Source organism: Leisingera sp. ANG-M6 (assembly GCF_000813905.1).
Lineage (GTDB): Bacteria > Pseudomonadota > Alphaproteobacteria > Rhodobacterales > Rhodobacteraceae > Leisingera.
This window is the reverse complement of the sequence record NZ_JWLG01000015.1, coordinates 412,826-425,649: the sequence shown is the minus strand read 5'-3', so window position 1 is coordinate 425,649 and position 12,824 is coordinate 412,826. Positions and strand designations below refer to the sequence as shown.

Here is a 12,824-nt window from a genome sequence, read left to right as displayed (position 1 = left end):
CGTTGGTTTTTATTAGTTTAGGTGAGTCTTCCTAAGGAAAGACTAAGCCGTCGCGCCCAAGTTACTCCTTGGGCACGGAACCGTTGCGGCCGGCCAGCACCACGCTGATAGTATAGGCGGCTTCAGGGCTGAGACCGGCCATGATTCCAGCTGCGGCCTCAGGTTGCATCCGGGCCAGGAAACCAGCCGCAAAGGCCGGGTCCATTTCCTCAAACAACGCGGATGCTTCTTTAGGCTTCATTTGCTCGTAGACCGTGGTCAACCGGGTTACATCCGCCTCTGTCGCACCATCCGCAAGCGCCAAGGTGGCGCGCAGGTTTTCTTCTGCCTGCTCCAGAGCGGCCAGTTTCTTCTCGATTGCCTGATCGGCTATTTCCAGCGCTTTCATCCGGTCCTGGATTTCCGCCTCCCGGGCGGCCAAGACCTCTTCCCTCTGCTGAAACGCAGCCAGCATGGTCTGCAGTTCTGCAGAGGTAGGCATTGCATCACGATGCGGCTCACCTTTGTGCGCGGCCTCTTTCTGGCCACTTTCGTTCAGGCTCGCCACCTCTCGAGCGATAGCCGGTCCTGCTTCAAGCCCCAACCGCACAACAGCAGAGCCCATCAGCAGCAGTGCCAGCATCATCAGCGTTCCGCTGCGCCTGAAGCGTTTGGTCTTCTTTACCGCCTTCGCCATCACGCCACCCGGTTCTGGCTGCGGTTGTGACGCACAAACATCAAGCCGGAAGATTTGGGTTCTTCCTGCGTCTCGGCAGCGGGCTGCGGGTCAGCTTCATAGGCAGTTGCCATCGCCTCGTCCTCCGCTGCAGTTGCGGCCGCAGCCGGTGCAGCGCCTGTGTCTGGAATGTCATGCATGGAAGCCATCATAAGCTCCAACCGCTGGGCCACCGATTCGGCTCGGCCCGTCAGCTGCTGCAGCGCCTTGCTGGATCCGTCCGACACCTGCTGGGCCGATTGCAGCGATTTGTTCAGGTCATCAACCTGCGCAGACAGAACGGCAACCGCACCGCCCACACCTTTTTCCAGGTCATTGAACCGCTTCAGCCGGCGCGACAGCACCAGACAGTAGAATCCGGCGCCCAGCGCTCCGGCTGCAAGCAGGATATCAGCAATAATGTCCATCCTGTCCTCCTAGTTCAGTACGAAATCCATAATCAGCAGATCACGCACCCGGCCCTGGCCGGTGGCAATATTGATCCGCCGCAGCATCTGTGCCCTCAGTTTCGGCAGCGCCATCGGATCAGAAAGATCCTCAAGCTCCAGTGCTCTCAGGTAGCTGTTCAGGACATCGACAACCCGCGGGAGGACTCTTTCGACCTCAGCCTGGTGCACCAGGCCGACCTCAAGTTGCGCACGGAACCTCAAATGCCTCAAACCGCTGGCTTTGCGCAGGGTAATCACAATCGGGTCCATTTCGATAAAGGCGAGATTCGCGATATCCTCCGCCGTCTCACCAGTGTCCACGCCTTCTGGCGCCACTTCGGCCGCGTGCACCGTTTCTGGTGCCGCTTTCTGACCAAAGGGAAGAAGGCCAGACTGAACGGCAAAGAATCCGCCGCCCGCGCCCGCCAAAGCCAGCACCGCCCCAATGATGAGGGGCAATTTGCCTTTCTTGGCCGGGGCATCTGCTTCGATATCTACTGCAGCATCTGTCATGGCTATCCCTAAAACGTCGTGCAGCCTCTTCATAACCTGCGAGGAACTAACCGAATGTTAAGGCCGATCCGTCAAAACGGTTGCATGCCGGAGAGAACGCCGGTGCGACGGAGGTTAATGTGCAGCAGATCAAGAATGTCTGGGCAGAAATGGACATGCGGAAGCGTCTGATTGCCGTGGGGGCCACGGTAATCATGATTCTTAGCGTCATCGCCATGTCCCATGTGGCAAGCAAGCCAACAATGACACTGCTCTATGCCGGGCTGGAAAGCGGCTCGGCCGGAGATGTGGTGCGGTCGCTCGAGCAGCGCGGCACTCAATTTGAGGTGCGCGGCGGCTCTATCTACGTACCGTCCACGCAACGCGACGAACTTCGCATGACACTGGCCAGTGAAGGACTGCCGGCCAACGGCGGCAAAGGTTACGAACTGCTTGATTCGCTTAGCGGGTTCGGCACAACCTCTCAGATGTTCGATGCAGCATATTGGCGCGCGAAAGAAGGCGAATTGGCCCGTACCATTGTTGCCAGCCCGCATGTCAGCCAGGCTCGGGTGCATATTGCCAATACCGGATCGAACCCCTTTCAGCGCACTGTTGAACCCACGGCTTCTGTATCAATTGTGCCCATGGGGTCACCGATCACACCAGCTCAGGCCAATGCAATTCGTTTCCTGGTTTCGTCTGCCGTTACCGGCCTGGCCGTGGACAATGTGGCCGTGATCGACGCCAATGGCGCTCTGATCGGTTCGACGGACGCGACGGCAGCGGCGGGCGCCGGAACGGATGACCGCTCACAGACGATTCGCGAGCGGGTTTTGAGGCTGGTTGAAGCCCGCGTTGGCCAGGGCAATGCCGTTGTCGAGGTGAGCGTGGAAACCGTCACCGATACCGAATCGATCCGTGAAAAGCTGGTGGACCCCAAAAGCCGTGTCGCGGTCAGCACCGATGTCGAAGAACGCGCAGATTCCTCTACCAACCAGTCCGGGGAAGTCACGGTTGCTTCAAATATTCCCGATGGCGACGCCGCGTCGGGCCAGGGATCCAAAGCCAACACCAGCGCGACCCGGGAGCGAATCAACTACGAGATCTCGGAAACTGAAAAAGAAATTCTGCGCGGCCCCGGCGCGATTAAGCGCCTGACCGTTGCCGTTCTGATCAATGGCACCGCCGCCACTAACGACGCAGGGGAAACAGTATTCCAGCCGCGCCCGGAAGAAGAACTCGCAGCAATGCGGGAGCTGATTTCAGCAGCCGTCGGTTTCGATGAAAACCGGGGCGACGTAATCACCCTCAAGTCGATGGAACTGCCTGCCGTGGAACCGCAGGGTGTTGTGGCGACCTCTTCTTTCCTGGACACGCTCAACTTTGACGCCATGTCTCTGGTTCAAATCGCAGCGCTGGCCATCGTCAGCCTGATCCTAGGCCTTTTTGTTGTTCGGCCGATCCTGTCGAACCAGGGAGCATCGGCAGCAGCACTTCCTGCCCCTGGTGCGGGTCCCGATGCCCTGCCTGGCCTTCCCGGAATGGGCGGAGATGGCTTCATGACCGCGCCAGATTTGGGTGCCGGCTTGGCCTTGGATGGCGAAATTGAGAATAACGAAACCGGCCAGTTTGAGCCTCTCGGCGGACTGCCGGCAATGGGTACTGGTGACATGATGGGGGCCGTCGGCCTGCCGGCTCTGGGCGGCAGCACGGATGATCCCGTCGATCGCCTGCGCAGCCTAATCGGTGAACGGCAGGAAGAAACGGTTCAGATTCTGCGCGGATGGCTGGAAGAAAATAAGGAGCAGGCCTGATGACAATTGCACACTTGCTTGAAGATTTCGGAATGAAAACATTGGTGGAGCCAGCTGCACCTGCAATTTCCGAGGAACTCATCGAGGAACAGCGACTCGCGTCTTTCGAGAATGGCTACAGCGCTGGCTGGGATGACGCGGTGACGGCCAAGGATCAGGAGAACACGAGAATTTCTGCCGAACTGGCCAGCTCGCTGGAAGACCTCAATTTCACTTATCAAGAAGCGCAAAACCAGCTGCTCGATTCGCTGGATCCGATGTTTAAGGTGCTAACCAGCGCGGTACTGCCTGACACGATGGCGGCCTCTTTCGGGCACCACATTGTCGACCAGCTTGCAGGCATGGCCAAGGGCCAGACAGACCAGCCGATGCAGATCGTGGTGGCTCCTGGCGAGAGCGCTGCGGTGCGCAGCCTACTACCGGAAAATTTCTCGGTGCCGGTGACTGTAAAGGAGGACGGCGTGCTGTCTGCAGGCCAAGCCTATCTGAGAGTCGGAAGCGCTGAGTGCGAAATCAACTGCGATGCCCTTCTCGAATCGATCCAGGACTCGATTGAGGCCTTTACCTATCACGCAAATGAGGACAGCCACTATGGATGATGCTGCCGATCTCAACATGAAATCCGCTGACGCAAGCAACCCTTTCGTTTCAGTTCCGGTCGAAGTGGTCGTCTCGGTCGGCAAGGCCCGGCCGCTGATCCGCGACCTGGTCAGCCTCGGCGAAAATGCCATCCTGACCTTGGACAAACGCGTCGAAGACCCGGTGGATCTATATGTCGGTGACCGGTTGGTTGCCCGCGGCCAGTTGGAAGAGCTGGAAGGTGACCAAGCAGGCCAGTTGGCCGTGCGCCTGACGGAAATTGCCGATCTGCAAAGCGGTTTGGGATGACACATACGACATTTGTGCGGGCGGCTCTGGTCTCAGTGCTTCTGCTGGCCTTGCCGCACACCGCCCTGGCTCAAGAATTGAGCCTCTCGCTGGCAGACGGGCAGTCAATCTCCGCCCGCTCAATCCAGCTGATCCTTCTGATTACGGTGCTCAGTCTGGCCCCTGGCCTTCTGATCATGATCACTTGCTTCCCGTTCCTGGTGACAGTTCTGTCGATCCTTCGCCAAGGCATCGGCCTGCAGCAGGCGCCCCCCAACATGCTGATTATCAGCTTGGCTCTTTTTCTGACCTATTTCGTGATGGAGCCGGTCTTCACTGAAGCCTGGACCACCGGAATCAACCCGCTTCTGGAAGAGCGGCTGGAACCAGGTGAGGCCATTACCCGCAGTCTGGAGCCGTTCCGGGCATTCATGGCCAACCGGCTGGATCCGGATACTTTCTATGCAATTGCGGATCTCAGGCCGGAAACCCAGGGCCTTGACCCGGTACCGGAAGCGCCACTTTCGGCGCTGGTGCCGAGTTTCCTGCTGTCTGAGATCGCCCGCGCTTTTCAGATCGGTTTTCTGGTTTTTCTGCCTTTCCTCGTCATCGATCTCGTCGTTGCCGCGATCCTGATGTCGATGGGCATGATGATGGTTCCTCCTGCCATCGTCTCCCTGCCCTTCAAACTGGCGTTCTTCGTTGTCGCAGATGGCTGGAGCCTGATCGCCACAGCACTGGTGCGCAGCTATTACCCCTAATACTTAATAAAATACGACTGGAAATGCCGGGCACCTGCAGTGCCCGGCGATTTTTACGGCCGGAGCAGCAGCACCTGCGGCTTTCTATTACGCCCGTAAACACTCTGCTTGCCAGGGACACTGCTTCCAAGCCAGTAGCCTTCGGGCAAGTTTACCACAGCAGTTCCAGCATGTTGCAGACGTGCGAACCCGGATTCGTCACTCAGTCTCCAACGTCCTTTGGGATAAACCCTGCATTGCACTCTGTCTGCAACATGCCCGAAGTTCCGGTGAGCAATGCAGTTCAGCGAGCCCTTTCCGGCCGGTCTCCTCACCACCTACGGCTGCGTGCGACAGCAGCTGACAATAAAAACCCGGCCTTCTTTCGAAGGCCGGGCCAGTTTTCAGTTTTAACACCCTGGGTCAGCGGACCACGAATTCCGCATGCAGGGCTCCGGCCGCCTTCAGGCTCTTGAGAATATCGATCATGTCCCGTGGCGAAACGCCCAAGGCGTTCAATCCTGCAACAACTTCAGACAGTGAAGTAGTCTCCGGAACTTCCGCCAATTGAATGCCTTCCTCTTCCTCAATTGCCGCGCCAGTGCGCGGCACGACTACAGTCTCGCCGTCAGAGAACGGATTTGGCTGCACAACCAGCGGAGTTTCCTCGATCCGCAAGGTCAGATTCCCCTGGGCTACGGCCACACGAGAGATCCGCACATCACTGCCCATCACGATCGTGCCGGAACGCTGATCCACAACGACGCGCGCTTTGCGCTGCGGCTCGACAAGGATGTTTTCGATCCGCCCCACTGCGTGGGCAGTTGAGCGGGTATTAGTGCGGCGGATATCTACCTCAACCGTGCCGGAATCACGCATAAGTGCAACGTTACCGCCAAATTCGGCATTGATTGCCCGCTCGATCCGCCCGGCGGTCGTAAAATCCGGTTCGCGCAGTGCCAGCCTCATTGAGCTGAGCGAAGCCAAATCGAAATCAATCTCCCGCTCAACCCGGGCGCCTGAAGGAATTACACCGGCTGTCGGCACCCCTTGGGTCACACTAGCCGCATCACCTTCGGCAACTGCCCCGCCCGCCAGGATCGTGCCCTGGGAAACCGCGTAAATTTGCCCGTCAGCCGCATTCAGCGGGGTCATGATCAGGGTTCCGCCAAGCAAGCTCTTGGAATCGCCGATAGCGGATACCGTGACATCAATGGTGCTTCCGACACGGGCAAAGGGCGGCAAAGTTGCAGTCACAAACACCGCGGCAACATTTTTTGGCCGGAATTGCTCGCCAGTCACGTTGACGCCGAGGCGCTCCAGAATGTTGGACATGATTTCTTCGGTAAAGGGCGAATTGCGCAAACCGTCACCGGTACCGTCCAAACCGACAACCAAGCCATAGCCGACCAAATCGTTACCACGGACACCGTCAAATTCCACCAAGTCCTTGAGGCGTATGGTGTTTGCCTGTGCCACTGCCGGCAGCAGGAACAGGCAAGCAAAAAGGAGACGCAGAATTCCGATCATGAGATATACTTCAGCAGGGAAAGTTGGGAACTGCGCGAGGTTACTGTGTAGAGCCCCTCAAGCTGTGTTTGCGCTTCCTGCAGCCGGGTATATGTCTCATACGGGTCAGCAGAAACCAGGTTGTTCTTGACGATGCTCAGGCTGGTCTTCGAAGCCTCGTTCCGGGTGTTGATCGCATCCAGCCGCCCTTCGATAAAGCCGACATCGGCCTGTACCTTGATCAGCCGGTCTTCGCTTTCAGTCAGCTCGCTGCTGGCCTCGATGACCAGATCGATTTTCACGTCCTCGCTCAGGCCGAGGCTGGGTTCGTCAGCCAGTGCCGTGATGACATAACTTTGCAGCGCGTGCTTAAGGCTGGGATCTGTGGCCTGGATACCCAGCGAGACCTGCTCTCCTTCACCCACCGTTACCGGCTGCAAAGGAGTTGCCGAACCATTGTACATCACCGCGTCAAAACCAGCCGGGTCGTCAAACCAATCCTTGACTGCCTGAATGATGTCATTGGCTGTTGTCAGCCCCGACACTTCCGTCAGAACTGCGCCCATCAGGGTTCCGGAATTGTTGAGCGGTTTGGTATCCGTTGCCGTACCAGCAAAAATGGTACGGCCACCCACAGAAGTGTTCATCAGATTGATGGCGCTGGATATCCTTTGCTTGGCCTGGCTGCCGAACTGTTCGGCGTTATACTCATCCATAGCTGGCGACAGCGTCAGGATATCATTGCGCATGGCCTGAACTTGGCTTTGCACCTTTTCAAGGCTGCCCTGGATAGTGGTGGCAAACAGCTGCACTTCGCTGTTGGTAACCATGTAGCTGTCAAGCCGGTTCAGATTGCTTTCCAGGTCCGCCAGGTAAGTGAAGTCTCCCCCCAGCCGTTCGGTCAAGTTGGAAGTTTTACCTGTGGCAAATTCCTCGGAAAGCGTTGTGACGTTTTCCTTCAGATCAGCGTTGCGGCTGCGGAGAAAGAGGTGCTGCGCCATATCGCCGTAAGAATTAATAATCATGCGTCAGATCCTCAGAAGTGTTTCCATAAGCTCATCGACAACGGAGATCACCCGTGCGTTGGCAGCGTAGTACTTTTCCACCAGCAGCAGATTCTGAAGTTCGGCGTCAGTATCAACCCCGAGTGCGAGTTCCGCCTGGCTCAACTCGTTGAAGCTGGTGGCCGCAAAAGCGGAGCCTCGGGCGGCAGTTTCGTTGTCCTGCGCAAAACGCGATAACAGATTTGCGCTCAATGTACTTGCCGTCAGATCCGACGTTCCGAGACCAACCGATGACACCGTACGGGTGGTGTTGAGCGCATCGGAATAGGCCTGCAGCAGGCTAGAGTCGCCGGGGTCGCCAGGCGCCGCCGCATAAAGCCCATCACGAAAACGCCATGTCTCCGCGCTGCCGGTCAGGGACACCAGATCATTCAATTCGATCCGGTTGGAAATACCGACGGTATTGGAAGCATCAAAGACGCCGCCGTCGTCAGTAAAGATGCCGGCATCGGTCACGCCGATTGTGCCATCCAAAGCCGGGTCCTGAAACCGTTCGATCAGGTCTCGGGCCATCGCATCCAGATCTTCCTGGGCCTCCACGGCGGTCACATCGCGGATCTCGAACTGCGCGGTCAGCGTGCCGCCACGCAGCGGCCCCTCCGGGCTGGTATCGATCAGCCTGCCATTGACCTCAAGACCGGACAGCATACCGTTGCCAAGCGTCATATGCGGCATGATATCCCGCGAAGGATTAAAGCTCAGCTCGGACGCTTTGCCATCCAAGAGCATCACCCCACCGGTAGAGTAGAGCGTCACTTGCCCGTTATCGCGCCGGACAACATTAACTGGAATGATCTTGTTCACTTGGTCGATCAGCTGGTCCCGCTGGTCGTGCATTGAGACAGCATCCATGCCACCAGCTTCCACGACCATGATGCGGGCATTCAGCTTTTCAATTTCCTTTAACGCCTGGTTCACCGTGTCAACCTGGCTGTTGATCGCACTATCAGCGTTTATCCTCAGGCCGCGCAGCCCTTCAGCCGTGCGGGAAATCGAATCCGCCAATGTCTCCGCCTTTACCGAAAGATCGTTCAGCCGAGGCTGTGAATCCGGACGCGATACGACTTCAATCAAGGAAGACTCAAACTCAGATAGCTGGGATGCAAGAGACATCTCGTCATCCACGGTACCAACCAGATCGGACATCCGTTCAAAAAAATCAGCCTGAACCTTGGCCGCGCCAAAGTCCGCTTCGGCAACCCTGCGGTTTGAAATCACTACCGGGTCGTTTAGACGCTGGACGTCACCAATCCGGACTCCGGGAACACCGGAACCGGGACTATTAAGATCCAGAACGCGGCGCGTGTACCCCGGTGTCAAGGCATTGGCGAGGTTCTCTGAAACGATCTGCGAAGAGCGGCTGGCCGCAGACAGGCCGCTCATCGCACTGTTTAGGGCGGAGTAAATTGACATTTTTCAGCCTGCTTTCATGAAGCCAGTGTCAGAGGGCCATCAAGCGCGTTAGCGCTTGATGTTGGTGGTTTCCTGCAGCATCTCGTCAACGGTTTGAATAACCTTGGCGTTGGACGAATAGGCCCGCTGGGTCTGGATCATGTCGGTCAGCTCGGTCGCTACGTCGACAGCAGATTCCTCTTGGGCATAGCCCAGGATTTCACCGGTCGGGCCATCGCCAGCATCCCACAGGTAGAACGCCCCGGAGTCATCGGTCGGCTTGTAGGTCTGGGAGTCCAGAGACTGCATGCCGTTCAGGTTCGACACATCCGCCAGCGGAACCTGGTAAATAACTCGGGTGTCACCGGAATCATACTTGGCAATGACTTCCCCGGATTCGTTGATTTCAACGGACACAAAGGAGCCAACTGCAGTGCCGTCCTTCACGGTCGTGCCTGGAACAAACTCGTCGCCCAGCTGGCTCATCCCGTTTTGTTCGCCAATGACGCCGATGTTGATCTCAACCGGGCCGCTGGCAGTGGTGATGGTGACTGAGCCGGCCGTAGCGTCATAGGCGCCGCCGGTCGTGGTGGCCACGCTTTGCAGCGTGCCGGCAGAGGCTGCGCTGTCATCAAAGGTCAGTGTGTATTCGCCGATCACTGTTGCACCGGTTGCCGAATCGACGATCTGCATCGTCCATTCATTGGTGCCGGTCGTTGCAGGCGCCACTGCGACCGTTGGCGTGTAAGTAATCGCCAGTTCCTCCGACCGGCCCATATTGTCAAAGTACTGGACAACATGCTCCACCGGGTCCCCGCTTGCACCCGGATCAGTTTCGGAGGCAGGCAGGTTTGCGGTCAGGCTGATCTCAGTTGTTGGCTCCGCCGACAGGCGGTTCAGGTCGATGTGGACAGGCTCCAGAGAGTTACTGGTGTCGCGCGCAACATCAGGGATAGTGCCGTCCGCCAGCGCCGGGAACCCCATCAGAACCAGGCCGGATTCCGTCGATAGATACCCGTTCGAGTCGGTACGGAAGGACCCCGTCGAGGTTAGCAGCATAGAAGGGCTGCCGCCGGCTTCCACCTCGGTGATCGAGGCAACCGGTAGCATGCCGCGGCCGCGAACTGCCAAGTCGGTGGCATTATTGGTCGAGACCAGCGGGCCGCGCTCATCAATCAGGCGGACATTAGTGGTGCGAACACCGCCCGCCGAGTAGGTGCCGCCGGACCCGGACAAGACCATGGAGTGGAAGTCAGTTTCAACCCGCTTGTAGCCGCGGGTCGAGGAGTTGGCGATGTTGTCGGAAATGGAAGCCAACCGGCTGGCGTTGGCGCTCAATCCTGAAACGCCCGCGTTCAGCGACGAAGAAATGGTCATAGCACGCCTTTCTGCTGCATCTAATCATTCTGGATGCAACAGCTAGCGCAGGAGCCATTAACGGGCGGCTAACAGATAAAAAATGACTCATCTGCCAGCCGCCGGTTCCCCTGTTTTCAGCGGTTTATTCGCGTAAAAGGATGATTTCTATCCGGTCGTTACGTGCCGCCATCGGGTTTCTGACGGCCAGCTTACGGTCGGCATGGCCAGTCACCCGGTCAATACGTGCCGCCGCCAGCCCACCCGATTCGAGAAGCTGACGGGTCTCATCAGCCCGGTCATGGGACAATTCCCAGACCGGGTTCTTTGCCAGAACCACCGGATGCGAACGGATGTGGCCGCCAACAGCGATATTGTTGGTCACACCTTCGGACACACGCGCAATCATTCTGACCAGATCTCGGAACAATGCAGTGGGAACAGCCTGGCCTTCTTCAAACAGCGGTGCATTTTCTGCGGCGAACAGCTCAATGATCAGCCCTTCGTCAGTGACGCGGGTGACGATGTGGCGGGCCATAGCAGTTGACACCATGCTTTCACCGCCGCGGCCGGAAAGCTGTTCCTCGAGGGCGCGGAATTTGTCGTCTTCCTGCTCACGCTTATCGTCGGATTCGACTCCGGTGTTCCCTTGCGCTTTCTGGGCGTCCATAGGATTTCTGTCCGTCGCCCCAGTGCCGGACTGCGGCCTGATATCCTCGGTGAACATGCTGTCCCCCTGGAATGCACCATTACCGCCGCCTGAAATTCGGCTCAGCGGAATCGACGGCGAGAAATAATCCGCCAGCCCTTTGCGTTGTTTCTCTGTCGTCGCGTTCAGCAGCCACATCAGCATAAAGAAGGCCATCATCGCGGTCACGAAGTCGGCATAGGCCACCTTCCATGCGCCGCCGTGATGGCCATCGCCACCACTGACTTTTTTCCTCTTGATGATAATGGGCGCCACATTGCTCTGTGCGCTCATGTCCACCACCACTATTTTCACCCATCCCCGGAATAGCAGGCGGCGCGTTAAACTGACCTTAACAGTTAAATTTGCCGGCAGTTCCCCTGCGGAGTGCGTACTCCTTCACCTGGATTTCAGACGCTTGCCAGCAATGTCTGGAAATCCCCGCAGCAGTTTTAAAACCTGCATCTTAAAAGCTCTTTATCTCGACATCGAGAAACCTGATTGAAGGTTGATCAAGAGCAATATCCGCCCCCGGCCACAGGCCTAAAGTCCGGGCAACACAGCATATGAGACACCGAAAGGAGAATATCATGCTGACCCGCAGAGCCGCACTGATGGGGGCAGCCGGCGTAGCAGCGCTGCCTGTACTTGCCAAAGCCGCCAAAGCCGAAAGCACAACAGTTCACGAGGCCGCCGCGCCTGTGGACCTGTCCAGCCTGCAGCGTATCAAGCGCGAGCTGGTCGCACCGCCCTTCGTGCATGAGCACGAGCAAGTGGCCCCCGGCGAACCCCGGATCGTCGAATTCGAAATGAAGATCGTCGAGAGGGAAATCGAGGTCGACCAGGGTGCCTACCTGCAGGGCATGACCTTTGACGGCTCCATCCCCGGCCCGATGATGGTGGTGCATGAGGGCGACTATGTCGAACTGACGCTGATCAACCCGCCGGAAAACATGCTGCAGCACAATATCGACTTCCATGCTGCAACAGGCGCTCTGGGCGGCGGCGCACTGACCCTGGTGAACCCGGGGGAAAAGACTGTGCTGCGCTTCAAGGCCACCCGCCCCGGCACCTTTGTCTACCACTGCGCTCCGGGCGGCCCCATGATCCCTTGGCACGTCGCCTCGGGCATGGCCGGCACCATCATGGTACTGCCGCGCGAAGGGCTGTCGGACCACAATGGCGATCCGGTGAAATACGACCGCGTCTACTACATCGGTGAGAACGAGTTCTACATCCCGAAGGACGAAAACGGCGACTACATCCGCTATGAGGACGTCGGCGATAGCTATCCGGATACGCTGGAAGTCATGAACGGGCTGATTCCCAGCCACGTGGTGTTCAACGGCGCGGTCGGCGCGCTGACCGGTGAAAACGCCATGAAAGCGAAACAGGGCGAGAAAGTGCTGTTTGTGCACAGCCAGGCCAACCGCGACAGCCGTCCGCACCTGATCGGCGGACACGGCGACCTCGTCTGGGAAGCCGGCAAATTCAACAACGTGCCGGACCGCGATCTGGAAACTTGGTTCATCCGCGGCGGCTCTGCCGGGGCAGCGCTCTACGAGTTCCTGCAACCGGGTGTCTACGCCTATGTGAACCACAACCTGATCGAGGCGGTAAACCTTGGCGCAACCGCACATGTGGTGGTCGAAGGCGAATGGAACAACGACCTTATGGAACAGGTGGTCGCCCCGACCGAATACTCCGGCTCCTAAATTTAGGCTGGACGTGAAACTAGACCGGGCGGCTGCGCAAT

Annotated in this window: 14 protein-coding genes; 6 read left to right on the top strand and 8 right to left on the bottom strand. The window is 58.0% G+C overall.

Translation table 11 applies throughout. From position 1 onward, the window contains the following. Positions 1 to 61 precede the first annotated feature (61 nt). From RA24_RS14740 to RA24_RS14730, 3 genes are read right to left on the bottom strand one after another with little or no spacing between them, the layout of a single operon-like run. A complete protein-coding gene (locus tag RA24_RS14740) occupies positions 62 to 676 on the bottom strand; it encodes a MotE family protein (protein WP_019295229.1) in 615 nt (204 codons plus the stop codon). After that, positions 676 to 1,122, bottom strand: a complete 447-nt coding sequence (locus RA24_RS14735; RefSeq protein ID WP_019295230.1) for a hypothetical protein — start codon at positions 1,120 to 1,122, stop codon at positions 676 to 678. Before RA24_RS14735 ends, RA24_RS14740 begins: the two co-directional genes overlap by 1 nt. Positions 1,123 to 1,131: 9 nt before the next feature. After that, complete coding sequence (locus RA24_RS14730; protein WP_039147642.1) at positions 1,132 to 1,656, bottom strand: flagellar basal body-associated FliL family protein; 525 nt, start codon at positions 1,654 to 1,656, stop codon at positions 1,132 to 1,134. Positions 1,657 to 1,775: 119 nt separating this feature from the next. Between RA24_RS14730 and fliF the strand changes: the two genes are divergently transcribed. The 4 genes from fliF to fliP are packed head-to-tail and all read left to right on the top strand — an operon-like array spanning position 1,776 to position 5,080. Next, positions 1,776 to 3,452, top strand: a complete 1,677-nt coding sequence (fliF, locus tag RA24_RS14725) for a flagellar basal-body MS-ring/collar protein FliF (protein WP_039147640.1) — start codon at positions 1,776 to 1,778, stop codon at positions 3,450 to 3,452. Next, positions 3,452 to 4,051, top strand: coding sequence for a hypothetical protein (locus RA24_RS14720; RefSeq protein ID WP_019295233.1), 600 nt, complete (start codon positions 3,452 to 3,454; stop codon positions 4,049 to 4,051). The genes fliF and RA24_RS14720 overlap by 1 nt, the downstream gene beginning before the upstream one ends. Beyond that, a complete protein-coding gene (locus RA24_RS14715; RefSeq protein WP_019295234.1) occupies positions 4,044 to 4,340 on the top strand; it encodes a FliM/FliN family flagellar motor switch protein in 297 nt (98 codons plus the stop codon). The genes RA24_RS14720 and RA24_RS14715 overlap by 8 nt, the downstream gene beginning before the upstream one ends. Then, on the top strand, positions 4,337 to 5,080 hold the full coding sequence (gene fliP, locus RA24_RS14710) for a flagellar type III secretion system pore protein FliP (protein ID WP_019295235.1): 744 nt from the start codon (positions 4,337 to 4,339) through the stop codon (positions 5,078 to 5,080). Before RA24_RS14715 ends, fliP begins: the two co-directional genes overlap by 4 nt. A gap of 402 nt (positions 5,081 to 5,482) precedes the next feature. Here the strand turns inward: fliP and RA24_RS14705 are convergent, their stop codons facing one another. From RA24_RS14705 to RA24_RS14685, 5 genes are all read right to left on the bottom strand, one after another. After that, the gene (locus RA24_RS14705; protein WP_039192439.1) at positions 5,483 to 6,589 is read right to left on the bottom strand and encodes a flagellar basal body P-ring protein FlgI; all 1,107 of its coding nucleotides are present in this window, start codon (positions 6,587 to 6,589) and stop codon (positions 5,483 to 5,485) included. Next, a complete protein-coding gene (locus tag RA24_RS14700; protein ID WP_019295237.1) occupies positions 6,586 to 7,593 on the bottom strand; it encodes a flagellin in 1,008 nt (335 codons plus the stop codon). The genes RA24_RS14705 and RA24_RS14700 overlap by 4 nt, the downstream gene beginning before the upstream one ends. Before the next feature lie 3 nt (positions 7,594 to 7,596). Further along, entirely contained in the window at positions 7,597 to 9,045 is a 1,449-nt protein-coding gene (flgK, locus tag RA24_RS14695; RefSeq protein WP_039147637.1) for a flagellar hook-associated protein FlgK, read from the bottom strand. 48 nt (positions 9,046 to 9,093) lie between these two features. Further along, a complete protein-coding gene (locus RA24_RS14690) occupies positions 9,094 to 10,401 on the bottom strand; it encodes a flagellar hook protein FlgE (RefSeq protein WP_019295239.1) in 1,308 nt (435 codons plus the stop codon). Positions 10,402 to 10,525: 124 nt separating this feature from the next. Then, positions 10,526 to 11,362, bottom strand: coding sequence for a flagellar motor protein MotB (locus tag RA24_RS14685; RefSeq protein WP_039147635.1), 837 nt, complete (start codon positions 11,360 to 11,362; stop codon positions 10,526 to 10,528). On the opposite strand from RA24_RS14685, the gene RA24_RS22325 reads away from it, so the two are divergent. Both RA24_RS22325 and nirK read left to right on the top strand, forming a co-directional pair. Then, positions 11,361 to 11,573, top strand: coding sequence for a hypothetical protein (locus RA24_RS22325; protein ID WP_152612849.1), 213 nt, complete (start codon positions 11,361 to 11,363; stop codon positions 11,571 to 11,573). The genes RA24_RS14685 and RA24_RS22325 overlap by 2 nt on opposite strands. 85 nt (positions 11,574 to 11,658) lie before the next feature. Then, positions 11,659 to 12,783 carry a copper-containing nitrite reductase gene (gene nirK / locus RA24_RS14680; protein WP_039192436.1) on the top strand — a complete coding sequence of 375 codons (1,125 nt, stop codon included), beginning with the start codon at positions 11,659 to 11,661 and terminating at the stop codon, positions 12,781 to 12,783. Positions 12,784 to 12,824: the final 41 nt, after the last annotated feature.

Bases quoted from the DNA above. Each gene is read 5' to 3' on its own strand.
- RA24_RS14735 (WP_019295230.1), bottom strand. From the start codon at position 1,122: ATGGACATTATTGCTGATATCCTGCTTGCAGCCGGAGCGCTGGGCGCC.
- flgK (WP_039147637.1), bottom strand. From the start codon at position 9,045: ATGTCAATTTACTCCGCCCTAAACAGTGCGATGAGCGGCCTGTCTGCG.
- RA24_RS14705 (WP_039192439.1), bottom strand. From the start codon at position 6,589: ATGATCGGAATTCTGCGTCTCCTTTTTGCTTGCCTGTTCCTGCTGCCG.
- fliP (WP_019295235.1), top strand. From the start codon at position 4,337: ATGACACATACGACATTTGTGCGGGCGGCTCTGGTCTCAGTGCTTCTG.
- nirK (WP_039192436.1), top strand. From the start codon at position 11,659: ATGCTGACCCGCAGAGCCGCACTGATGGGGGCAGCCGGCGTAGCAGCG.
- RA24_RS14690 (WP_019295239.1), bottom strand. From the start codon at position 10,401: ATGACCATTTCTTCGTCGCTGAACGCGGGCGTTTCAGGATTGAGCGCC.
- RA24_RS14730 (WP_039147642.1), bottom strand. From the start codon at position 1,656: ATGACAGATGCTGCAGTAGATATCGAAGCAGATGCCCCGGCCAAGAAA.
- RA24_RS14740 (WP_019295229.1), bottom strand. From the start codon at position 676: ATGGCGAAGGCGGTAAAGAAGACCAAACGCTTCAGGCGCAGCGGAACG.
- RA24_RS14700 (WP_019295237.1), bottom strand. From the start codon at position 7,593: ATGATTATTAATTCTTACGGCGATATGGCGCAGCACCTCTTTCTCCGC.
- RA24_RS14715 (WP_019295234.1), top strand. From the start codon at position 4,044: ATGGATGATGCTGCCGATCTCAACATGAAATCCGCTGACGCAAGCAAC.
- RA24_RS14685 (WP_039147635.1), bottom strand. From the start codon at position 11,362: ATGAGCGCACAGAGCAATGTGGCGCCCATTATCATCAAGAGGAAAAAA.
- RA24_RS22325 (WP_152612849.1), top strand. From the start codon at position 11,361: ATGTCCACCACCACTATTTTCACCCATCCCCGGAATAGCAGGCGGCGC.
- RA24_RS14720 (WP_019295233.1), top strand. From the start codon at position 3,452: ATGACAATTGCACACTTGCTTGAAGATTTCGGAATGAAAACATTGGTG.